At 54.2% G+C, this 23208-nt stretch carries 22 protein-coding genes and 1 pseudogene; 19 read left to right on the top strand and 4 right to left on the bottom strand.

The window, feature by feature from the left end; genetic code table 11:
- The first annotated feature begins 100 nt into the window (after positions 1 to 100).
- The 8 genes from mreB (at position 101) to fucR (ending at position 10966) form a co-directional block, all read left to right on the top strand.
- Positions 101 to 1144 carry a rod shape-determining protein MreB gene (gene mreB, locus ABLU87_RS24405; protein ID WP_002918653.1) on the top strand — a complete coding sequence of 348 codons (1044 nt, stop codon included), beginning with the start codon at positions 101 to 103 and terminating at the stop codon, positions 1142 to 1144.
- Between the two features lie 70 nt (positions 1145 to 1214).
- On the top strand, positions 1215 to 2201 hold the full coding sequence (gene mreC, locus ABLU87_RS24400) for a rod shape-determining protein MreC (RefSeq protein ID WP_004106252.1): 987 nt from the start codon (positions 1215 to 1217) through the stop codon (positions 2199 to 2201).
- The gene (gene mreD, locus ABLU87_RS24395) at positions 2201 to 2689 is read left to right on the top strand and encodes a rod shape-determining protein MreD (RefSeq protein WP_004125830.1); all 489 of its coding nucleotides are present in this window, start codon (positions 2201 to 2203) and stop codon (positions 2687 to 2689) included. The genes mreC and mreD overlap by 1 nt, the downstream gene beginning before the upstream one ends.
- A 7-nt stretch (positions 2690 to 2696) precedes the next feature.
- On the top strand, positions 2697 to 3278 hold the full coding sequence (locus ABLU87_RS24390) for a nucleoside triphosphate pyrophosphatase (RefSeq protein WP_122117296.1): 582 nt from the start codon (positions 2697 to 2699) through the stop codon (positions 3276 to 3278).
- A gap of 2 nt (positions 3279 to 3280) precedes the next feature.
- Entirely contained in the window at positions 3281 to 4750 is a 1470-nt protein-coding gene (rng, locus tag ABLU87_RS24385) for a ribonuclease G (RefSeq protein ID WP_004125826.1), read from the top strand.
- A 79-nt stretch (positions 4751 to 4829) separates the two neighbouring features.
- Entirely contained in the window at positions 4830 to 8627 is a 3798-nt protein-coding gene (gene yhdP / locus ABLU87_RS24380) for an AsmA2 domain-containing protein YhdP (protein WP_122117297.1), read from the top strand.
- 88 nt (positions 8628 to 8715) lie between these two features.
- Positions 8716 to 10161: a metalloprotease TldD gene (gene tldD / locus ABLU87_RS24375; RefSeq protein ID WP_004854666.1), complete on the top strand. Its 1446-nt coding sequence runs from the start codon at positions 8716 to 8718 to the stop codon at positions 10159 to 10161.
- A 58-nt stretch (positions 10162 to 10219) separates the two neighbouring features.
- Complete coding sequence (gene fucR, locus ABLU87_RS24370; protein ID WP_025108485.1) at positions 10220 to 10966, top strand: L-fucose operon activator; 747 nt, start codon at positions 10220 to 10222, stop codon at positions 10964 to 10966.
- On the opposite strand, the gene aaeR is transcribed toward fucR, so the two are convergent.
- Positions 10963 to 11892 (bottom strand): HTH-type transcriptional activator AaeR, encoded by a 930-nt coding sequence (gene aaeR, locus ABLU87_RS24365; protein WP_004854659.1) that lies wholly within the window; start codon positions 11890 to 11892, stop codon positions 10963 to 10965. The genes fucR and aaeR overlap by 4 nt on opposite strands.
- A gap of 131 nt (positions 11893 to 12023) precedes the next feature.
- On the opposite strand from aaeR, the gene aaeX reads away from it, so the two are divergent.
- The 4 genes from aaeX to ABLU87_RS24345 all read left to right on the top strand — a co-directional run bounded on the left by aaeX (position 12024) and on the right by ABLU87_RS24345 (position 15555).
- Entirely contained in the window at positions 12024 to 12227 is a 204-nt protein-coding gene (aaeX, locus tag ABLU87_RS24360; RefSeq protein ID WP_002918640.1) for a p-hydroxybenzoic acid efflux pump operon protein AaeX, read from the top strand.
- Between the two features lie 7 nt (positions 12228 to 12234).
- Complete coding sequence (aaeA, locus tag ABLU87_RS24355; protein ID WP_004854657.1) at positions 12235 to 13167, top strand: p-hydroxybenzoic acid efflux pump subunit AaeA; 933 nt, start codon at positions 12235 to 12237, stop codon at positions 13165 to 13167.
- Between the two features lie 5 nt (positions 13168 to 13172).
- Complete coding sequence (gene aaeB, locus ABLU87_RS24350) at positions 13173 to 15140, top strand: p-hydroxybenzoic acid efflux pump subunit AaeB (RefSeq protein WP_014227012.1); 1968 nt, start codon at positions 13173 to 13175, stop codon at positions 15138 to 15140.
- A gap of 139 nt (positions 15141 to 15279) precedes the next feature.
- Positions 15280 to 15555, top strand: a complete 276-nt coding sequence (locus tag ABLU87_RS24345; RefSeq protein WP_004854654.1) for a barstar family protein — start codon at positions 15280 to 15282, stop codon at positions 15553 to 15555.
- A gap of 50 nt (positions 15556 to 15605) precedes the next feature.
- Here ABLU87_RS24345 and yhcN-B read toward each other — a convergent pair whose 3' ends face one another.
- The 3 genes from yhcN-B to argR form a co-directional block, all read right to left on the bottom strand.
- Entirely contained in the window at positions 15606 to 15872 is a 267-nt protein-coding gene (gene yhcN-B, locus ABLU87_RS24340; protein WP_004106229.1) for a DUF1471 family stress response protein YhcN-B, read from the bottom strand.
- 102 nt (positions 15873 to 15974) lie between these two features.
- Positions 15975 to 16238 (bottom strand): peroxide/acid stress response protein YhcN, encoded by a 264-nt coding sequence (gene yhcN / locus ABLU87_RS24335; RefSeq protein WP_004106226.1) that lies wholly within the window; start codon positions 16236 to 16238, stop codon positions 15975 to 15977.
- Between the two features lie 354 nt (positions 16239 to 16592).
- Positions 16593 to 17063, bottom strand: a complete 471-nt coding sequence (argR, locus tag ABLU87_RS24330) for a transcriptional regulator ArgR (protein ID WP_004106225.1) — start codon at positions 17061 to 17063, stop codon at positions 16593 to 16595.
- Between the two features lie 413 nt (positions 17064 to 17476).
- On the opposite strand from argR, the gene mdh reads away from it, so the two are divergent.
- The 7 genes and pseudogenes from mdh to ABLU87_RS24295 all read left to right on the top strand — a co-directional run.
- Positions 17477 to 18415 carry a malate dehydrogenase gene (gene mdh / locus ABLU87_RS24325; RefSeq protein ID WP_004854646.1) on the top strand — a complete coding sequence of 313 codons (939 nt, stop codon included), beginning with the start codon at positions 17477 to 17479 and terminating at the stop codon, positions 18413 to 18415.
- A gap of 131 nt (positions 18416 to 18546) precedes the next feature.
- Positions 18547 to 19191, top strand: coding sequence for a GntR family transcriptional regulator (locus tag ABLU87_RS24320; RefSeq protein WP_025108483.1), 645 nt, complete (start codon positions 18547 to 18549; stop codon positions 19189 to 19191).
- Complete coding sequence (locus ABLU87_RS24315) at positions 19163 to 19828, top strand: GntR family transcriptional regulator (protein ID WP_122117298.1); 666 nt, start codon at positions 19163 to 19165, stop codon at positions 19826 to 19828. Before ABLU87_RS24320 ends, ABLU87_RS24315 begins: the two co-directional genes overlap by 29 nt.
- Before the next feature lie 210 nt (positions 19829 to 20038).
- Positions 20039 to 21307: an SLC13 family permease gene (locus tag ABLU87_RS24310; protein WP_122117299.1), complete on the top strand. Its 1269-nt coding sequence runs from the start codon at positions 20039 to 20041 to the stop codon at positions 21305 to 21307.
- A 32-nt stretch (positions 21308 to 21339) separates the two neighbouring features.
- Positions 21340 to 22239, top strand: coding sequence for a L(+)-tartrate dehydratase subunit alpha (gene ttdA, locus ABLU87_RS24305; protein ID WP_014227007.1), 900 nt, complete (start codon positions 21340 to 21342; stop codon positions 22237 to 22239).
- Entirely contained in the window at positions 22239 to 22856 is a 618-nt protein-coding gene (ttdB, locus tag ABLU87_RS24300; protein ID WP_014227006.1) for a L(+)-tartrate dehydratase subunit beta, read from the top strand. The genes ttdA and ttdB overlap by 1 nt, the downstream gene beginning before the upstream one ends.
- A 273-nt stretch (positions 22857 to 23129) precedes the next feature.
- Positions 23130 to 23208, top strand: a pseudogene (locus ABLU87_RS24295) (oxaloacetate decarboxylase subunit gamma); the annotation flags it as partial.

Below are 23208 nucleotides of genomic sequence, written 5' to 3'. Positions count from 1 at the left end.
CACCGCAGCAGATGATTTTTGCGCCTTGTCGCTGCTGCGCGTGGTTGGTAAAGTAAGCGGATTTTGTTTTCCGCCCCAGCTTTCAGGATTATCCCTTAGTATGTTAAAAAAATTTCGTGGCATGTTTTCCAATGACCTGTCCATTGACCTGGGTACCGCGAATACCCTGATTTATGTAAAAGGACAAGGCATCGTATTGAATGAGCCTTCCGTTGTGGCCATTCGTCAGGATCGTGCCGGATCGCCGAAAAGCGTCGCCGCTGTGGGTCATGAAGCGAAGCAGATGCTTGGGCGTACACCGGGCAACATTGCAGCTATTCGCCCAATGAAAGACGGCGTTATCGCCGACTTCTTCGTTACCGAAAAAATGCTCCAGCACTTTATTAAACAGGTGCACAGCAATAGCTTTATGCGTCCGAGCCCGCGCGTGCTGGTCTGCGTGCCGGTTGGTGCGACCCAGGTTGAACGTCGCGCGATTCGTGAGTCCGCACAGGGCGCTGGCGCCCGTGAAGTCTTCCTGATTGAAGAGCCGATGGCGGCTGCGATCGGCGCAGGCCTGCCGGTCTCCGAAGCAACCGGTTCAATGGTTGTGGACATCGGCGGCGGTACCACTGAAGTGGCGGTCATCTCCCTTAACGGCGTGGTTTACTCCTCTTCTGTCCGTATCGGCGGCGACCGTTTTGACGAAGCCGTCATTAATTATGTCCGTCGTAACTATGGCTCCCTGATTGGCGAAGCGACCGCAGAACGCATTAAGCACGAAATCGGCTCCGCTTATCCGGGTGATGAAGTCCGCGAAATCGAAGTTCGCGGGCGTAACCTTGCTGAAGGCGTTCCGCGCGGCTTTACTCTGAACTCCAATGAAATCCTCGAAGCGCTGCAGGAACCGTTGACCGGTATCGTCAGCGCGGTGATGGTCGCGCTGGAACAGTGCCCACCGGAGCTGGCTTCCGATATCTCCGAACGCGGGATGGTTCTGACCGGCGGCGGTGCTCTGCTTCGCAACCTTGACCGTCTGTTAATGGAAGAGACAGGAATCCCTGTCGTAGTTGCAGAAGATCCACTGACCTGCGTCGCTCGTGGCGGCGGTAAGGCACTGGAAATGATCGATATGCACGGCGGCGACTTGTTCAGCGAAGAGTAGTCAGCCTGAGATCCGGGTAGCTGGCCTACGGCTGCCCCGATCTTAACTGACACGAGAATACGCATAGCCTATGAAGCCAATTTTTAGCCGTGGCCCGTCGCTACAGATTCGCCTTATTCTGGCGGTTTTGGTGGCGCTTGGCGTGATAATCGCCGACAGCCGCCTGGGTACGTTCAGCCAAATTCGAACGTACATGGATACAGCCGTCAGCCCTTTCTACTTTGTCTCTAATGGTCCCCGGGAACTGCTGGATAGCGTTTCGCAAACGCTGGCCACCCGCGATCAGCTCGAACTGGAAAATCGCGCGCTGCGTCAGGAGTTGCTGCTCAAGAACAGCGACTTACTGATGCTGGGTCAGTACAAACAGGAGAACGCGCGTCTACGCGAGCTGCTGGGCTCTCCGCTGCGCCAGGACGAGCAAAAAATGGTGACCCAGGTCATCTCAACGGTTAACGACCCCTATAGCGATCAGGTGGTTATCGATAAAGGCAGCGTTAACGGCGTCTACGAAGGCCAGCCGGTTATCAGTGATAAAGGCGTTGTGGGTCAGGTGGTCGCGGTCGCGAAGCTGACCAGCCGCGTGCTGCTGATTTGCGATGCCACGCATGCGTTACCGATTCAGGTACTGCGTAACGATATTCGCGTCATTGCCGCAGGCAACGGTTGTACTGACGATTTACAGCTGGAACATCTGCCGGCCAATACCGATATTCGCGTCGGCGACGTGCTGGTCACTTCGGGTCTCGGCGGCCGCTTCCCTGAAGGGTATCCGGTCGGGGTGGTTTCGTCCGTTAAGCTGGATACGCAGCGTGCGTATACGGTGATTCAGGCGCGTCCGACTGCCGGTCTGCAGCGCTTGCGTTATCTGCTGCTGCTGTGGGGAGCCGATCGCAACGGCGCGAATCCGATGACGCCGGAAGAGGTTCATCGCGTAGCGAATGAACGCCTGATGCAGATGATGCCGCAGGTTCTGCCTGCGCCGGATGCGATGGGGCCGCAGATGCCCGCGCCGGCAACCGGTATGCCACAGCAGCCTCTGCCAGCAGGAGGGCAATAGTGGCAAGTTACCGTAGCCAGGGACGCTGGGTTATCTGGCTCTCGTTTCTTATCGCACTATTGCTGCAGATTATGCCCTGGCCGGCGGACATTAGCGTCTACCGGCCAAACTGGGTATTGCTTATCCTGTTGTACTGGATCCTCGCGCTCCCCCACCGGGTTAACGTTGGCACAGGCTTTGTGATGGGCGCGATCCTCGATCTCATCAGCGGGTCGACGCTTGGCGTTCGCGCACTATCATTAAGTATTGTGGCTTATCTGGTTGCGCTGAAGTATCAACTGTTCCGCAACCTGGCGCTTTGGCAACAGGCGCTGGTGGTGGTCATGTTATCCCTCTCCGTGGATATCATTGTTTTCTGGGCAGAGTTTTTAGTGATCAACGTCTCTTTCCGTCCGGAAGTGTTCTGGAGTAGTGTAGTAAACGGTGTGCTCTGGCCATGGATTTTCCTGCTGATGCGTAAAGTGCGTCAGCAGTTTGCGGTGCAATAAGGTTGATATGACGACTCTGTATCTTGCTTCAGGTTCTCCGCGTCGGCAGGAACTGCTGACACAGCTTGGCCTCGCTTTTGAGCGCGTGGTTCCCGGTATTGAGGAACAGCGGCGCCCGCAGGAGAGCGCCCAGCAGTATGTGGTCCGGCTGGCGCGCGAAAAGGCCCAGGTTGGCGTCGCGCTGGCACCGCGCGATCTCCCGGTTTTAGGCGCGGATACCATTGTCATCCTTAACGGTGAAGTGCTGGAAAAACCGCGCGATGGCGGGCACGCCGCCGAGATGCTACGCATGCTTTCCGGAAAGACTCATCAGGTGATGACCGCCGTGGCGCTGGCTGATAAGCGGCAGACGCTGGATTGCCTGGTGGTCACGGAGGTCACTTTCCGCGTGCTCTCAGGGCAGGATATCGCCGATTATGTCGCCAGCGGCGAACCTTTAGATAAAGCAGGTGCATACGGTATTCAGGGGTTGGGTGGCTGTTTCGTCAGGAAGATAAATGGCAGCTATCACGCCGTCGTTGGCTTACCGCTGGTGGAAACGTATGAGTTGCTAAGTAACTTTAACTCACTGCGTGAAGAAAAGGGATAAAGATGACTGCTGAATTATTAGTTAACGTAACGCCATCAGAAACGCGCGTCGCTTACATTGATGGCGGTATTCTTCAGGAAATTCATATTGAGCGTGAAGCGCGACGCGGAATAGTAGGCAATATCTACAAGGGTCGTGTCAGTCGGGTGCTGCCGGGAATGCAGGCGGCTTTTGTAGATATTGGCCTGGATAAGGCCGCGTTTCTGCACGCTTCCGATATTATGCCGCACACCGAGTGCGTGGCGGGCGAAGAGCAAAAGCAGTTCGCCGTCCGCGATATCTCAGAGCTGGTGCGTCAGGGGCAGGATTTAATGGTGCAGGTGGTGAAAGATCCCCTCGGCACCAAAGGCGCCCGCCTGACCACCGATATCACCATTCCCTCTCGCTATCTGGTCTTTATGCCCGGCGCTTCGCACGTCGGCGTCTCTCAGCGTATTGAAAGCGAAGCGGAACGTGAACGCCTGAAAAAAGTGGTCTCTGAATACTGTGACGAGCAGGGCGGATTCATTATCCGTACCGCGGCGGAAGGCGTTCATGAGCAGGAGATGGCAGCAGATGCCGCCTATCTCAAGCGCGTCTGGACAAAAGTGATGGAACGCAAAAAGCGCCAGCAGACCCGATATCAAATGTACGGCGAACTGGCGCTGGCGCAGCGCGTGCTGCGTGATTTCGCCGATGCGCATCTTGACCGGATTCGCGTTGACTCTCGTCTGACTTACGAATCGCTGCTGGAGTTTACCGCCGAATATATTCCGGAGATGACCAGCAAGCTGGAGCACTACAGCGGCCGTCAGCCGATTTTCGATCTCTTTGACGTGGAAAATGAAATCCAGCGCGCTCTGGAACGCAAAGTTGAGCTGAAATCAGGTGGTTATCTGATCATTGACCAAACGGAAGCGATGACCACCGTTGATATCAACACCGGGGCATTCGTCGGTCACCGTAATCTTGACGATACTATCTTTAATACCAATATTGAGGCGACCCAGGCGATTGCCCGCCAGCTGCGGCTGCGCAATCTCGGTGGGATTATCATCATCGATTTCATTGATATGAACAATGAAGATCACCGCCGTCGGGTGCTGCACTCTCTTGAGCAGGCGCTGAGCAAAGACCGGGTTAAAACCAGCATCAACGGCTTCTCCCAGCTTGGGCTGGTAGAGATGACCCGCAAGCGTACTCGCGAAAGCGTGGAGCATGTGCTGTGTAATGAGTGCCCTACCTGCCACGGTCGCGGTACGGTGAAAACGGTGGAAACGGTGTGCTATGAAATCATGCGCGAAATCGTGCGCGTGCACCATGCCTACGATTCCGACCGGTTCCTGGTCTATGCTTCTCCTGCGGTAGCGGAAACGCTGAAAGGGGAAGAGTCGCACGCGCTGGCAGAAGTCGAGATCTTTGTCGGTAAGCAGGTCAAAGTGCAAATTGAACCGCTCTATAATCAAGAGCAGTTTGATGTAGTAATGATGTAATCATCCGTTTTGCTTGCTGATGTCGGGATAAAGAGGCGGGCAAAAGGATGACGCGTAACAGGCTGACAAGGAGAGATGCGTGAGGCGACTGCCCGGGATATTACTGCTCACCGTGGCAACATTGATTGTTGTCGTCGCACTGCTGGTGAGCGGTCTGCGTCTCGTTCTGCCGCAGTTAAACAGCTGGCGTCCGCAGGTGCTGGAAAAAGTCTCCGCGATGGCCGGCGTACCGGTCGATGCTTCAAATATTGTCGCCAGCTGGCAGACTTTTGGCCCGACGCTTGATGTCCGCGATGTTAAGGCCGGCCTGAATGATGGCGGCCAGCTTTCCGCTAAACGCGTCACCCTGGCGCTCGACGTCTGGCAAAGCCTGCTTCATATGCGCTGGCAGTTTCGCGATCTGACCTTCTGGCAGCTGCAGGTTCATACCAATACCCCCATTCAAACGAATAATAGCGGTGAAGGGCTGAAAACCGACCGTATCAGCGATCTTTTCCTCCGCCAGTTCGATCACTTTATTCTTCGCGATAGCCATCTGAGCTTTCTGACCATCTCCGGCCAGCGTGCGGAGCTCACCATTCCGCAGCTTACCTGGCTGAACGGTAAAAATCGCCATCGCGCGGAGGGGCAGCTTAGTCTCAGCAGCCTGACCGGCCAGCACGGCGTGATGCAGGTGCGAATGGACCTGCGCGATGAAGACGGCCTGCTCAATAAGGGGCGCGTCTGGCTTCAGGCGGATGATATCGACGTTAAGCCGTGGCTTGGGCGCTGGATGCAGGACAACATCGCCCTGCAGAGCGCGCGGTTTAGCCTGGAAGGCTGGATGACTATCGACAAAGGCGATGTCGCCAGCGGCGATGTATGGCTTAAAAAAGGCGGCGCCAGCTGGCAGGGCGATAAAGAGAAGCACCATCTGTCGGTTGATAATCTGACGGCGCACATCTATCGCGATAATCAAAGCTGGGGCTTTCACATCCCTGATACGCGCATCTCGATGGATGACAAACCCTGGCCGCGCGGCGCGCTGTCGATGGCGTGGATCCCGGCTCAGGATGTGGGCGGAAAAAATGGTCAACGCAGCGATGAGCTGCGCATTCGCGCCAGCAACCTTAACCTTAGCGGTCTGACCGGGCTGCAGCCGATGGCGGATAAACTGGCTCCGTCGCTGGGCGAAATCTGGCGTACGACGCAGCCGGACGGCAAAATCAATCTTCTGGCGCTGGATATTCCGCTGCAAATGGCGGAAAAAACGCGCTTCCGGGCGGACTGGAGCGACATGTCCTGGAAGCAGTGGAAGCTGCTGCCAGGGGCTGAGCATTTCTCCGGCAACATTGCCGGGAGCGTAGAAAACGGTACTCTGCATGCCAGCATGACGCAGGCGAAAATGCCCTATGAAACGGTCTTTCGTGCGCCGCTGGAGATCGCCAAAGGCGATGCGACCCTCAGTTGGGTGAAGAATGACAAGGGTTTTATGCTCGATGGTCGCGATATTGACGTACAGGCTACCGGCGTTCGCGCTCGCGGTGGGTTCCGCTATCTGCAGCCGCAGGGCGACGAACCTTGGCTCGGTATTCTGGCCGGTATCAGTACCAACGATGGCGGACAGGCCTGGCGCTACTTCCCGGAAAATCTGATGGGCAAAGCGCTGGTGGATTACCTCAGCGGAGCCATTAAAGGCGGTCAGGCCACCGATGCTACGCTGGCTTATGGCGGTAACCCGCATCTTTTCCCGTACAAGCATAATGAGGGGCAATTCCAGGTCACGGTGCCGCTCAAGAACGCCACCTTTGCCTTTCAGCCTGACTGGCCCGCGCTTACCGGGCTTAATATCGACCTTAACTTTATCAATGATGGGCTATGGATGAAGGCCGATAAGGCGATGCTCGGCAATGTGACCGCCAGCAATCTCGATGCGGTGATTCCCGACTATTCGCGAGAAAAGCTGCTGATTGATGCCGACGTTAACGGCCCGGGTAAAGAGGTTGGCCCTTATTTTAACGAGACGCCGCTGAAAGAGACGCTGGGCGCGGCGCTGGATGAGCTCCAGCTGGACGGTAATGTTAGCGCTCGCTTACATCTTGATATCCCCCTGGATGGCGAGATGACCACCGCTAAAGGTGATGTCCGGTTGAACAATAACAGCTTGTTTATCAAGCCTATCGATACCACATTGCAGAACCTGAGCGGTAAATTCAGCTTTGTAAACGGCGACCTGAAAAGCGAACCGATGAGCGCGAGCTGGTTTAATCAGCCGCTGAATCTTGATTTCTCGACCACCGAAGGCGCGAAAGCATTTCTCGTGAACGTCGGGATGAACGCCAACTGGCAGCCTGCGCGTACCGGTTTATTGCCGAAATCCCTGGACGGCACCCTGAGCGGCAGCGTGCCCTGGGACGGAAAAGTCGCGATTGAGCTTCCGTATCGCGGTAGCGCGGCCTATAAGGTTGACCTCAACGCTGACCTGAAGAGTGTAAGTAGTCACTTACCTGCACCGTTAGATAAGCAGGCCGGGGAGCCGTTGCCGGTAAAAATTAAGGTCGATGGCGGCTTAAGCAGTTTTAATCTGGCCGGCTCCATGGGGGCGAAGAACCATATTAATAGCCGCTGGCTGCTGGGTCATAAGCTGACCCTGGACCGCGCTATTTTAACCACGGACAGTAAAGCCGTTTCTCCGCTTCCCGAGCAGCCAGGCGTGGAGCTGAATATGCCGCCGATGGATGGCGCGCAGTGGCTGGCGCTGTTCCAGGGCGGAGCGGCGAATGACGTCAGCAGTAATCTCGTCTTCCCGGAGCAGGTCACGCTGCGAACGCCAGCGTTAACGATGGCGGGGCAGAGCTGGAATAACGTTAGCCTTGTCTCCCGGCCCGATGCCGGGGGAACGAAGATCGAAGCCCAGGGGCGTGAAGTCAACGCAACCCTGACGATGCGGAAGAACGCCCCGTGGCTGGCGGCCATTCGCTATCTCTACTACAACCCAACGGCGGCGAAAAGCCGCGGTACAGAAAAAAGCAGCGCCCCGCTGGCCGATACCAACATTGATTTCCACGGCTGGCCGGACCTTCAGCTTCGCTGCGCCGAGTGCTGGCTGTGGGGGCAAAAATATGGCCGTATCGAAGGGGATTTTGATATTCGCGGCGATACCCTGACGCTGGCGAACGGACTGGTCGATACCGGTTTTGGCCGTCTGACGACCGATGGCGTATGGGTGAGCGCGCCGGCGGGCGTACGAACCTCTTTGAAAGGTAAGCTGCACGGCAATAAAACCGACGATTTCGTGAACTTCTTCGGCGTCTCCACGCCGGTAAAAGGTTCGTCGTTTGATATTGATTATGACCTGCACTGGCGTGCGCCGCCGTGGCAGCCCGACGTTGCCTCGCTTAACGGGATCCTCAAAAGCCGTCTTGGAAAAGGCGAATTTACCGACCTCAGCACCGGTCATGCCGGCCAGCTTCTGCGTTTGTTGAGCGTTGACGCGCTGCTGCGCAAGCTGCGCTTCGACTTTAGCGATACGTTCAGCGAAGGGTTCTACTTTGATTCCATTCGCAGTACGGCGTGGATTAAAGATGGCGTTCTGCATACCGACGATACGCTGGTCGATGGTCTGGAAGCGGATATCGCCATGAAGGGGTCGGTGGATCTCGTGCGTCGTCAGCTGGATATGCAGGCCGTGGTCGCGCCGGAGATTTCTGCGACCGTGGGCGTCGCCGCGGCCTTTGCCGTTAACCCGATTATCGGCGCCGCGGTCTTTGCTGCCAGTAAGGTACTGGGGCCGCTGTGGAACAAGGTCTCTATTTTGCGCTATCGCATCACCGGTCCTATCGATCAGCCGCAAATTAACGAAGTGCTGCGCCAGGCGCGGAGCGACAAAAAGCAATGATTTGACGATTGTGCGTAATTACCGCACTCTCAATAGATAGCCTTTTTTATTTCCGCCCCTGAGGCGGCAACAAACGAGTAGCAAAACGATGAGTCTGAACCTGGTAAGTGAACAATTACTGTCGGCAAACGGCCTGAATCATCAGGATCTGTTTACCATTCTTGGCCAGCTGGCCGAGCGCCGTCTGGATTACGGCGATCTCTATTTTCAGTCGAGCTATCACGAGTCCTGGGTTCTTGAAGACAGCATCATTAAAGATGGTTCGTACAATATCGACCAGGGCGTTGGCGTCCGCGCGGTGAGCGGGGAAAAAACCGGCTTTGCCTATGCTGACCAGATTAGTCGACTGGCGCTGGAACAGAGCGCACAGGCGGCCCGCACCATTGTACGCGACCATGGGGATGGTAAAGTGCATACCCTTGGCGGGGTGGAACATCGTTCCCTCTATACCAGCATCGATCCGCTGCAAAGTATGAGCCGGGAAGAGAAGCTGGATATTCTGCGCCGGGTAGATAAAACCGCCCGCGCGGCCGATAAGCGGGTGCAGGAAGTTTCCGCCAGCCTGACCGGCGTCTACGAGTTAATTCTTGTCGCCGCCACCGACGGCACGCTGGCGGCGGACGTTCGCCCGCTGGTTCGCCTTTCCGTCAGCGTGCTGGTGGAAGAGGATGGCAAACGCGAGCGCGGCGCCAGCGGCGGCGGCGGCCGCTTTGGCTACGACTATTTCCTGGACTCGCAGGATGGCGACGTTCGCGCGGATGTTTGGGCGAGAGAAGCCGTGCGTATGGCGCTGGTCAACCTGACCGCCGTCGCGGCGCCTGCCGGGATGCTGCCGGTTGTGCTGGGCGCGGGCTGGCCTGGCGTCCTGCTGCATGAAGCCGTCGGTCACGGCCTGGAAGGTGACTTTAACCGTCGCGGGACGTCGGTATTCAGCGGCCATATGGGCGAACTGGTGGCCTCTGAGCTGTGCACCGTAGTGGATGATGGCACCATTGCTCACCGTCGCGGCTCCCTTGCCATTGATGATGAAGGCACGCCGGGCCAGTATAACGTTTTGATCGAAAACGGCATTCTCAAAGGCTATATGCAGGACAAGCTCAACGCCAGGCTGATGGGCGTGGCGCCAACCGGTAACGGTCGTCGCGAATCCTACGCGCACCTGCCTATGCCGCGTATGACCAACACCTACATGCTGGCGGGGAAATCTACGCCGCAGGAGATTATCGAATCGGTCGATTACGGCATCTACGCGCCGAACTTCGGCGGCGGTCAGGTGGATATCACCTCCGGGAAATTTGTCTTCTCCACGTCTGAAGCCTACCTGATTGAAAAAGGTAAAGTGACCAAAGCGGTGAAGGGCGCGACGCTTATCGGTTCAGGTATCGAAGCAATGCAGCAGATTTCGATGGTGGGGAACGATCTGAAGCTGGACAGCGGCGTCGGCGTATGCGGCAAAGAGGGCCAGAGCGTACCGGTTGGCGTCGGTCAGCCAACGCTCAAAGTGGATAAACTCACCGTCGGCGGTACCGCCTGATACTTCTCAAGGCGCTTTCGCCCGCGGCGAAAGCGCAAATCACCTCCGCGGAGTCGCGATGAAAGCCGCGCGTCAGCAGCAGATAGTCGAACTACTCAACCAGCATCACACCTTAACCACCGAAGCGTTGTCCCATCTGCTGCAGGTCAGTATCGAGACCATTCGTCGCGATTTGAGCGAGCTGCAGAAGCAGGGGCGTCTTCAGCGTAGCCACGGGCAGGCGCGCGTTCTCCAGCGTAACAATCATAACGGCGAGAAGCCTTTTCATAGCCGCGTGAAAAGCCATTATGCCCATAAATCTGATATCGCGCGTACGGCGCTGGCGTGGATTGATGAAGGGATGACGATCGCCCTGGATGCCAGCTCAACCTGCTGGTTTCTGGCGCGTCAGCTACCGAATATGACCCTGACGGTGTTTACCAATAGCCATCCGGTCTGCGTAGAGCTGGGCCGCCGTGAGCGGATCCAGCTGATCAGCGCCGGGGGGCAGCTCCTGCGTCAGTATGGTTATTACGTTAATCCGGCGCTGTTCTCTCAGGTCAAATCGCTGGAGATCGATCTGTTTATTTTTTCCTGCGAGGGGATCGATAACGATGGCGTACTCTGGGATTCCAGCGCCAATAATGCCGCCTACAAATCGCTGCTTCTGAAACGGGCGGCACAGTCGCTATTATTAATCGACAAAAGCAAATTTGATCGTTCCGGCGAGGTGCGTATCGGCAATCTCCGCGACGTAACGCAGATTATTTCCGATGCCGGGCCCGATAATCTGTTCTTACCCTCTGTGGCGGGCTCGGGCCGCTAGCGGGCAATCCCCCGGCCGTGCATCCCCTGGTAAATCTTCGCCACCCCGACGAAATACTCAGTCAGGTAATTAATGCATACCTGTACCTTCAGCGGCAGCTTATCTTTCTCGGTATACAGCGCGTATACCGGTCGCGGATCGGACTGGTAGCTCGGCAGCAGGATCTCCAGTTCGCCACGGTTGATCTCTTCGATCGCCCACATCAGCGGAACGTAAGCCACGCCGACGCCTGCCGTCAGCCAGCGCACCAGCGTCATCGGATCGTTGGTGACGAATCTGCCCTGAGGGATCAGCTTGGTTGAAATCCCTTCCGGAGCGATGATTTCAAATTCGTTATCCGGCCGGACGCTGTATTCCAGCCACGAGTGGCTGGCGAGATCCGCCGGTTTTTCCGGACATCCGGCGTGCTGAAGGTAGCTTTTTGCCGCGCAGAGCACCATCGGCATGGAGCCCAGGCGGCGGGAAAAGAGGCTGGAATCCTGCAGCGCTCCCACGCGAATAACCACATCCAGGCCGTCCGCAATCAGGTCCGGCGCGGGAATGCCTGTGACCAGATTGATTGAGAGACCCGGGTGCTCTTTGAGCATATCGGCGGTTATGCGAGCCAGGACATTCTGTGCCATAGTTGAAGAACAGCCGATGCGCAGCGTACCGATGGGCGTATTGTTAAACGCGTACAGCTGCTCATGGACATCCTGGACTTCGAACAGCATTCGCCGACAGCCTTGATAATATATTTTTCCCGCTTCTGTTAAGCCAAGGCTGCGCGTACTGCGGTTGAGTAGCTTAACCTGCAGTTCATCTTCCAGTTTGGCTACCGTCTGGCTGATGGAAGAAACGCTCATCTGGAGCTGGCGGGCCGCGGCGGTGAATGAACCTAATTCGACCACTCTGGCAAAAACGGACATGCGTTTTAATCGTTCCATTATTCACTCTGGCTTAAAAGTGATTTAGATCACACATTATAGATAAGACCGCAATTGTTACGTTACTATATAGTTAGCTTAATAATAAACGCATCGCGCATATCACCTGTACGCTTCTTATCAAGGTCATCATGAGTCTGTTTCCTGTCATTGTGATTTTCGGCTTGTCGTTTCCGCCGATCTTCTTTGAATTGCTATTGTCGCTAGCCATCTTCTGGCTGGTGCACCGCCTGCTGGTTCCAACGGGCATCTATGATTTTGTCTGGCACCCGGCACTGTTTAATACCGCGCTATATTGCTGCCTGTTTTATCTGATATCACGTTTGTTCGTTTGAGGTTGATGTGAAAACACTAACAAGAAATATCCTCCGTACCGCAATCACTGTGATACTGGTTATCCTTGCATTTATGGCGATTTTTCGCGCATGGGTGTATTACACCGCCTCGCCCTGGACGCGCGATGCGCGTTTTAGTGCGGATATTGTGGCCATCGCTCCCGATGTCTCCGGCCTGATTTCGCAGGTGAATATCAAGGATAACCAACTGGTTAAGAAAGACCAGGTTTTGTTCGTCATTGACCAGCCGCGTTACCAGAAGGCGTTAGCCGAGGCTGAAGCCGATGTCTCCTACTATCAGACTCTGGCGCAGGAGAAACGCGTCGAAGCCGGCCGTCGTAACCGCCTTGGCGTCCAGGCCATGTCCCGGGAAGAGATAGACCAGGCGAATAACGTTCTGCAAACCGTTGAGCATCAATTAGCCAAAGCGACGGCAAGTCGCGACCTGGCGAAGCTTGACCTTGAACGTACGGTGATTCGCGCCCCGGCCGACGGCTGGGTGACTAACCTGAACGTTTACCGCGGCGAGTTTATCACCCGAGGCTCCACTGCGGTTGCGCTGGTGAAGCAGAATACCTTCTACGTTATGGCCTATCTTGAAGAGACCAAGCTTGAGGGCGTGCGCCCCGGTTTTCGTGCTGAAATTACCCCGCTGGGAAGCGTACACACCCTCAGGGGCACCGTCGACAGCATTGCTGCAGGCGTCACCAATGCCAGCAGCAGCAGCGATTCAAAAGGGCTAGCCTCTATTGATTCTAACCTTGAATGGGTACGTCTGGCACAGCGGGTGCCGGTACGTATTCGCCTCGATCAACAGCAGGGCAATCTCTGGCCTGCGGGTACCACCGCGACGGTGGTGATTACAGGTAAAGAGGATCGCGATACTCGCCAGGCAAACTTCTTCCAGAAACTGGCGATGCGCCTGCGTGAGTTCGGTTAATCGCCATGGGGATCTTCACCATCGAACTCCGGCATCTCCGCTTCGCCGTTAAGTTAGCCTGCGCGGTGGTGCTGGCGTTATTCGTCGGTTTTCATTTTCAGCTGGAAACGCCGCGCTGGGCGGTGCTTACCGCCGCCATCGTTGCTGCCGGCCCGGCGTTTGCCGCAGGCGGGGAGCCTTACTCCGGGGCGATCCGCTATCGCGGGATGCTGCGTATCGCCGGCACCTTTATCGGCTGTATCGCCGCGCTGGCGATCATCATCCTGATGATCCGCGCCCCGCTGCTGATGGTGCTGGTATGCTGCCTGTGGGCCGGATTCTGCACCTGGATCTCCTCGCTGGTGCGGGTTGAGAACTCCTATGCCTGGGGCCTGGCGGGCTATACCGCGCTTATCATTATTATCACTATTCATGAAGAGCCGATGCTGGCGCCGCAGTTCGCCGTTGAGCGATGCAGTGAGATTGTCATCGGTATCGTCAGCGCCATTGTGGCCGACCTGCTGTTTTCTCCGCGTTCGATTAAAAAAGAGATCGACCTTGAACTGGATAATCTGCTGATCGATCACTATCGCCTGATGCAGCTTTGCGTGGCGCATGGTGATAAAGATGACGTCGATAAGGCCTGGAGCGCGCTGGTGCGTCGTACCAACGGGCTGGAAGGGATGCGCGGCAACTTGATCATGGAGTCCTCGCGCTGGGCAAAAGTGAATCAGCGGCTGAAGGCGATCAATACCCTCTCTCTGACCTTAATTACTCAGGCCTGTGAAACCTATTTGATTCAGAATACACGCCCTGAGATGGTGACGGATGATTACCGCGAGCTGTTTGCTGAACCGGTCGAGACCGTGCAGGACGTGCACCGCCAGCTAAAGCGGATGCGCCGCTTCTTGACCTGGAAGGGAGAGCACAATACGCCGGTAACAATCTACAGCTGGGTAGGCGCTGCGACGCGCTATCTGCTTTTGAAGCGGGGCGTGGTCGGCAATACCAAAATCAGCCGTATTGAAGAAGAAGTGCTGCAAGGCGAAGTGGTGGTGAAGGCGGAATCCGCCGAGCGGCACCATGCGATGGTCAACTTTTGGCGTACGTCTATCTCCTGTATCCTCGGTACGCTGTTCTGGCTGTGGACCGGCTGGACTTCAGGAAGCGGGGCGATGGTCATGATTGCGGTTGTCACGGCCTTAGCGATGCGTTTACCTAATCCGCGGATGGTAGCTATCGATTTCCTCTACGGCACGCTGGCGGCGTTACCGCTGGGGGCGCTGTTTTTCCTCGTGATTATGCCCGCGACGCAGCAAAGTATGCTGCTGCTGTGTATCAGCCTGGCGGTGATGGCCTTTTTTATCGGCATCGAGGTACAAAAGCGGCGGCTCGGTTCGCTGGGGGCGCTGGCCAGCACCATTAATATTCTGGTGCTCGACAATCCGATGAAGTTTGAATTCAACCAGTTTCTTGATAGTGCCCTGGGCCAGATTGTCGGATGCTTCCTTGCGCTGATGGTGATCCTGCTGGTGCGTGATAATTCGCAGGCCCGCACCGGCCGCGTGCTGCTCAACCAGTTTGTCTCGGCGGCGGTATCATCGCTGACCACCAATATGGCGCGACGTAAAGAGAACCACTTGCCGGCCCTGTATCGTCAGCTCTTTTTGTTGCTGAATAAATTCCCTGGCGATATCGCCCGCTTTCGTCTGGCGCTGACCCTGATTATCGCGCATCAGCGTCTGCGCGATGCGCCGGTACCGATAAATGACGATCTGTCGGCCTTTCACCGGCAGCTGCGACGTACCGCGGATCGCGTCATTTCAGCCAGTAGTGATGATAAGCGCCGCTACTATTTTGCCCGCTTGCTTGATGAACTGGATATCTACCAGCAAAAATTACAGCACTGGGAAGCCTCTCCGCAGGTGACCGAGCCGGTACGAAGGCTGGTGGAGATGCTGCATAAGTACCAGCATGTGTTAACCAACAGCTAGCCGCCAGAACCGACGCCGAAGCGTCGGTTTTTTTATCGCTATACTTAACGCTCAGAGTATGAATTCCGCCGTCAGAGTGGAACTACACGCCGGGATGACCGGGCTATGAAAAGTTGCAGGTGTGGACGGGATGCGGGCAATGACTACCTATACCTTTGATTTTGATGAAATAGCTGAGCAGCAGGATTTTTATCGTGAGTTTTCTCGTACCTTTGCTTTAGCGCGTGAGAAAGTGAATAACCTGGATTCTCTGTGGGAAGCCGTGACCGCCGGGCTGTTACCCTTACCGCTGGAGATTGAGTTTATTCATTTAAGCGATAATCAGCGCCGGCGTTTCGGCGCGTTAATTCTGCTCTTTGATGAGGCGGAAGAGGAGCTGGAAGGGGAGCTGCGTTTTAATGTGCGGCAGTCATAAAAAAGCCCCCGACGGAGCGGGGGCAAGTCGTCGGATAAGACGACGAGGGTTTATTTGTACAGCTCAGCCGTAGCGTGCCAGTTATCGCCGGTACGGGCTTCAATAATACGGTAGCTGCTGGCGCCTTCTTTCTCAGCTTTAGCCGCCAGTTCCTGACGCATATCCATCGGCGCGCTGCCTACCTGAGAAACGGAAACGGTGCCCATGGACTGCAGATTTTGCGCCTGTTCGGCGTTCACTTGATTAACGGCGGCGTTTGCGCCGAAAGAGAGAACGGAAGCCAGACCCAGGGATGCGATGATAATTGCGCTTTTCATAATTTTTTCTCCAACCTTAATATTTGCAGCGGCGGGAGGCTTAATGAACCTGGGGCCGCTGGAGAGATTCTGTTTCAGTTAATGACCGACAATCGTTAAATCTTATTTATAAAGTTCAGCCGTTGCGTGCCAGTGGTCACCGGTACGTGCTTCAATAATGCGGTATGAAGAAGCACCTTCTTCTTGTGCTTTTTTGTTCAGCATTTCGTGCATATCCATCGGGGAAGAACTTACCGCGCCGACGGAAACGGTGCCGATTGCCTGACGGCCTTGAGCCTGTTCGCTGTTGATAGAGTCAGCGGCGAAGGCGCCGAAAGACAGAACGGAAAGGATGCTTAATGCTGCTACAGTGGTTTTGATTTTCATGATGTTCACCTCGTCGAATCTTTTTGTTGGGGGTCTTTGTTTCGTGACCCTCATCACAAAATCAAGTATACACTAATCACTGAAAATATTAATACCTTGCTAATTGTTTTTCATGTAAATAATTACAAAGAAATGTCTTTTTTATAACATATAAGAATTAGAAATGTCTTTTCTTCGCCATGCTTGGTCATTATGGCTAATAAAATCATAAGGATAGGTGAATTTGATCTTTTGTGCGCTTAAGCCGGTTTCATCACGTAAATGAATGTATAGAAGCGGAAAAACACACAAAATGTTAAAGAAATGATAATTTTTTGAAGGGATACCCTCCGGCGCTAACCAGAGGGAAGGGCATCAGAGTTCCTGCTCAAACAGGACGAGAATGGCGTCATGCAGCTCTTTAACGGTAAAACCTCTGGCCGGGGTGGTAAAGATAGTGTCATCACCCGCAATGCTGCCGAGAATCCCTTCGGCTTTGCCAAGGGAGTCCAGAAGCCGGGCGATCAGCTGCGCTGCGCCTGGGCTGGTATGAATAACCACGACCGAATCGTTATAATCGATATCCAGCACCAGGTTTTTTAGCGGGCTGGAGGTCGTCGGGACGCCAAGCTCGGCGGGCAGGCAGTAAACCATTTCCATTTTGGCGTTACGCGTGCGTACGGCGCCAAACTTGGTGAGCATACGTGAGACTTTCGATTGGTTGATATTATCGAAGCCTTCCTCTTGCAGGGCCTGAACGATTTCACCTTGAGAGCTGAATTTCTCTTCTTTAAGCAGCGCTTTAAACGCTTTAACCAGTTCTTCTTGTTTTGCCGAACTACGCATAAGTCACCCAATTATGGTGGTAAAAACAACATCATTATGCATAAACATGCATTTTTATGCAAATAATCCGCAGGGGAGAAGCGTAAATAATGTTATGAAGGGCGCATATTTTAGCAAAAAACCCTAATAAGGAACATGCTTTCGTCACGGCGCGCAAATTGCCACAAAAGTAAATGAAATGTTATTAAATGATGTTGTTCTGCTCAATGCGCTGGGTGTATTGTAACCAACAGTCGATCCGGTACTACGCTTTGCTGGATGGTCAGTCTCAGGGAGGAAAATGCGAAGCTGCTGCATCGCTGCGCACGACCACGCATTCTTCAGCCATAAGTATTGTAATTGTTCATCTTGTGAATTAAGGTCCAGGCGACGGAGTAACGAAAGACTATTTTAACCATAATAAGGAGTTTAGGATGAAAGTTGCAGTCCTCGGCGCCGCTGGTGGAATTGGCCAGGCGCTTGCCCTACTACTTAAGACCCAACTGCCTTCAGGTTCAGAACTCTCGTTGTACGACATTGCTCCGGTAACCCCGGGCGTGGCGGTTGATCTAAGCCATATCCCTACCGATGTAAAAATCAAAGGTTTTTCCGGCGAAGACGCCACCCCTGCGCTGGAAGGCGCTGATGTGGTGCTGATATCCGCGGGCGTAGCGCGTAAGCCCGGCATGGATCGCTCCGATTTATTCAATGTTAATGCCGGTATTGTGAAAAATTTGGTACAGCAAATCGCCAAAACCTGTCCGCAGGCCTGCGTCGGGGTGATTACCAACCCGGTGAACACCACCGTGGCGATTGCCGCAGAAGTGCTGAAAAAAGCCGGTGTTTACGATAAGAACAAGCTCTTTGGCGTCACAACGCTGGATATTATCCGCTCGAATACCTTTGTTGCCGAACTGAAAGGCAAATCTTCATCAGATGTTGAGGTTCCGGTGATTGGCGGCCACTCAGGCGTGACTATCCTTCCTTTATTGTCACAAATTCCGGGCGTCAGCTTCAGCGAGCAGGAAGTGGCCGATTTGACTAAGCGCATTCAAAACGCCGGTACTGAAGTTGTGGAAGCAAAAGCCGGTGGCGGCTCAGCAACGCTCTCGATGGGACAGGCCGCCGCGCGATTCGGTCTCTCCTTAGTTCGCGCCATGCAGGGAGAGAAAGGGGTAGTGGAATGCGCCTACGTTGAAGGTGATGGTCAATATGCCCGTTTCTTCTCACAGCCGCTGCTGTTAGGCAAAAATGGCGTAGAGCAGCGTCAGTCTATCGGCACGCTGAGCGCGTTTGAGCAGCAGGCGCTGGAGGGGATGCTGGATACGTTGAAGAAAGATATCGCCCTTGGCGAAGACTTTGTGAATAAATAACGTTTCATGAAAAGAAAAGCCGGAGCCTGGGTTCCGGCTTTTTTATGGCTTTCTCCCACCCCTGAATGACTCAACCTGCTGGTAAATCTGCTAAACTCCCCGCGTCTTGAGCGGTAATAAACGAGGACGTTGTGAAAAAAATCGAAAGAAAGCAGACCAGGGACCACATTACGCAAATGCTCCGTTACGAGATCCTTTCCGGTAGCATGAAACCGGGGGATGAACTCGCGCAGGAGAGTATTGCCGAACAGCTGGGGCTTTCTCGTATGCCGGTTCGGGAAGCGCTACAGGCCCTTGAGCAGGAAGGGTTTCTGGTGCGTTTGCCAAACCGCCATATGCAGGTCGCAAGGCTGGCACCTGACCACGTCAGCCATATTTTCCGGGCCATTGCGGTGATGGCAACGGAGCTTTTTTCATTGGTACCCGCAGCGGCGGGCGAATCGCTGGCGGCCAGCGCGCGCGCGCTGGGGCATCCCGGTGAGCGCGCGCGCGAGCTGGCGTTCCACGAGACGCTCATTTCTTATATTGATAATCGCTATCTGGAAAAGATTTATCAGCAGTTTTTGGATGGTTATATCGGTTATGTCATTCTGTATCTGAAAGAGGATAATCAGGAGTCGGCGCAAATACTCAGCTCTCTGATGGAGGCTATTCGTCAGGGCGATCGCGCCGAGATCGCGCAGGAAACGCAGCGTTATTTCCTCTCTCTGGCAGAAATAATGCGTCAACACATGAAGGATTGGGAAAGTGCAGAAGCCTCGATTAGGGAAAATTAAGCTTCTTTCAGCGAAAGAGCAGGTCGCGGCAGTATTACGTAAAGCTATACTGTCGCGAGATTTAGTTGAAGGGCAAGAAATTACCCTTGAAGGGATCGCCACCATGGTCGGCGTGTCCAGTATGCCCGTGCGTGAAGCGTTTCAGATACTGGCTGCGGATGGGCTGATTAAAGTCCGGCCCAATAAAGGGGCGGTCGTGCTGGGAATTAACGAACAAACGATCCGCGAGCATTATGAGATTCGCGCGCTGCTGGAGAGTGAAGCAGTTGCTAAAGCGTGTCGTCCCGGGACGGACATTTCGCGCATTGCCGAAGTGCATTACTCTGCGGAAAAAGCGCTGGCGGAAAATAACTCAGCTGAATATTCAGACCTGAACCAGGCGTTTCATATGGAGATATGGAACGCGGCGGGAAATGGCAAAATGAAGCTGCTGCTCAGCAATATGTGGAACGGGCTTTCGATGGGGCATAAGGTCACTGAGGAAGAGTACGCGATCATTTCCATCCGCGAGCACATGGGGATTTTACAGGCCCTGGAGCAGCATAATGAAGCGCTGGCGCGCCAGCGAATGCGCGAGCATATCATCCGTTCGATGGAGAATATGCTAACGCGCTACGTCGAAGAACCCTCCGCTTGATCTCATCGCCTGTAGGATCGCTGCAGGCGCCTTACTTATTCATTCCATAAATAAGTTTCGATAAGTGACTGCTTTCGCGAGATTTTGATAAAGATCTCAATCCTGAAGCTTTCAAAAAAAACGCGTTGACTTACTCTTTGTATGGGAATAATTTCCCTCTCGTCAATATTGGATACAATATCATATATCATTGATGGGATAACTATAAATATGGAACCGATTACCATTACCCTATGTTTGCTGGTGTTTGCTATCGCCATGTTCGTGTGGGAAAAAATCCCCCTCGCGGTCACGTCTATGGTGGTTTGCGTCGCGCTGGTGCTCACCGGCGTGCTCAATCTCAAGCAGGCTTTCGCCGGCTTTATCGACACCAACGTTATTCTCTTCGTCGCCATGTTTATCGTCGGCGGGGCGCTATTTGAAACCGGAATGGCGAATAAGGTGGGGGGCGTGATTACGCGCTTCGCGAAAACGGAAAAACAGCTGATTTTTACCATTATGGTCGTGGTTGGCGTGATGTCCGGTTTTCTCTCCAATACCGGTACCGCAGCCGTACTGATCCCGGTCGTTATCGGCGTGGCGGCGAAATCAGGCTTTGCCCGTTCCCGGTTGCTGATGCCGCTGGTTTTTGCCGCCGCGCTCGGCGGTAACCTGTCGTTGATTGGTGCGCCGGGCAACCTGATTGCGCAGTCAGCTTTGCAGAATATTGGCAGCGGTTTTGGCTTTTTTGAATATGCCAAAGTCGGTTTACCGATGCTGATTTGCGGCGTTATTTACTTCCTGACCATCGGCTATAAATTCCTGCCCAATCACCCGAACAGCGGTGCAGTTGGCAGCATCGGTGAACAGCGCGATTACAGCCACGTTCCGCGCTGGAAGCAGATCCTCTCTTTCGTTGTTCTGATCGCCACGATCCTCGGCATGATTTTCGAAAAGCAGACCGGTGTGAGTCTGGCGGTAGCGGGCTGTATCGGCGCGCTGGTGCTGGTGGTTACCGGCGTACTTACAGAAAAGCAGGCCTATAAAGCCATAGATTCTCAGACCATTTTTATCTTCGGCGGCACGCTGGCGCTGGCGAAAGCGCTGGAAATGACCGGGGCGGGAAAACTGGTGGCGGATCACGTGATTGGCATGCTGGGACAAAACTCTTCGCCGTTTATGCTGCTGGTGGTGGTCTTTGCGCTGTCCATCATTATGACTAACTTCATGTCCAACACCGCGACCGTGGCGCTGTTAGTACCGGTGAGCCTGTCGATTGCCGCGGGTATGGGCGCCGATCCTCGTGCGGTGCTAATGGCGACGGTTATCGGCAGTTCTTGCGCCTACGCTACGCCAATCGGTATGCCTGCCAACATGATGGTGCTGTCGGCAGGTGGCTATAAGTTTGTCGACTACGCCAAATCCGGCATCCCTCTGATTATCGTTTCCACCATTGTCAGCCTGATTCTGCTGCCAATCCTTTTCCCTTTTCATCCGTAATGAACGGAAGCTGTCCTGACTAAGGAGCCTGTATGAGCAAAAGTGAACAGATATCCCATATGACCAATGTGATGGCCAAATTTGTGGGATATACCGGCAAAGTCTTACCTGATGACGTCACTGCAAAACTGGAAGATTTGCATAAGAAAGAGACCAGTAAACTGGCTGACGTCATCTTTACGACCATGATTGAGAACCAACGTCTGGCAAAAGAGCTGGATCGCCCTTCCTGCCAGGATACCGGCGTGATTCAGTTTCTGGTGGAGTGCGGGGCGAACTTCCCGCTGATCGGCGAGCTGGAAGCGCTGCTGCGTGAAGCGGTGATTAAAGCGACCGTGGATTCCCCGCTGCGCCACAACAGCGTTGAGACTTTTGATGAATACAATACCGGCAAAAACGTGGGTAAAGGCACGCCGACGGTGTTCTGGGAGATTGTCCCCAATTCTGACCAGTGCAGCATTTATACCTATATGGCTGGCGGCGGCTGTTCCCTGCCGGGGAAAGCGATGGTGCTGATGCCGGGCGCGGGTTATGAGGGCGTTACCCGCTTTGTTCTCGACGTGATGACCAGCTACGGTTTGAACGCGTGTCCGCCGCTGCTGGTCGGCGTGGGCGTGGCGACCTCCGTTGAAACGGCGGCGCTGCTGTCGAAAAAAGCGCTGATGCGTCCGATCGGTTCGCATAATGAAAATGAACGTGCGGCCTCGCTGGAAAAAATGCTGGAAGACGGTATTAACAAAATTGGCCTTGGGCCGCAGGGGATGTCCGGTAATACCTCCGTTATGGGCGTGAATATTGAAAACACCGCGCGTCATCCTTCCACCATTGGGGTGGCGGTGAACGTGGGCTGCTGGTCGCACCGGAAAGGACATATCGTTTTTGATAAAGACTTGAACTACACCATTATGTCTCACAGCGGAGTGAATTTCTGATGACGAAAAAAATCCTTACTACGCCAATTAAAGATGAAGATTTAGCCGATATTAAAGCTGGCGATATTATTTATCTCAATGGCCATATTGTTACCTGCCGTGATGTGGCGCACCGTCGCTTAATTGAAGGTGGCCGCGAATTACCCGTTGATGTTAGCGGCGGCGCTATTTTACACGCTGGGCCTATTGTCCGTCCGATTAAAGGCGAAGACGATAAGTTTGAAATGGTCTCCGTCGGACCAACGACCAGCATGCGCATGGAAAAATTCGAAAAAGAATTTATTGCAAAGACCGGCGTGAAATTAATTGTTGGTAAAGGCGGTATGGGGAAGGGCACTGAAGAGGGCTGCGCGGAGCATAAAGCGCTGCACTGCGTATTCCCGGCCGGCTGCGCGGTAGTGGCCGCGGTGTGCGTGGAAGAAATTGAAGATGCGCAGTGGCGCGATCTGGGTATGCCGGAAACGCTGTGGGTATGTCGGGTAAAAGAGTTTGGCCCGTTAATTGTTTCTATTGATACTCATGGTAATAACCTGTTTGAACAGAACAAAGTTATTTTCAATCAGCGTAAAGAGATTGTCGCTGATGAAATATGCCAGAACGTAAGCTTTATCAAATAATCTGGATGATATCATTCGCACGATAATGATGGCGTGATGTTTATGACGATAATAAACAGGGGCTCTGACCGGGCGGTCCAGGGAAATCCACCCTTATTATTTTCGTTATATACCCAATAGATTTCGAGTTGCTTTGAGGCGGCAAGAGAGAGTCCCCGGGAGCTTACGCAAGTAAGTGACAGGGGGGAACGAACGTAGCCAACAAAGAAGCAATTTGAAAGATATCCGGGATAAATAACATCATTATCGTGCCTCCTGCCCGAAGGCTATTTTATGACTGATGCAGCACTGCTATTAGGTGAAGGCTTCACCCTGATGTTCCTCGGCATGGGGTTCGTGCTGGCGTTTCTGT

This window comes from Klebsiella sp. CB_Kp196 (assembly GCF_040061575.1).
Taxonomy (GTDB): domain Bacteria; phylum Pseudomonadota; class Gammaproteobacteria; order Enterobacterales; family Enterobacteriaceae; genus Klebsiella; species Klebsiella michiganensis.
The sequence above is the reverse complement of the archived record's forward strand: the minus strand, read 5'-3'. Positions and strand labels throughout refer to the sequence as shown.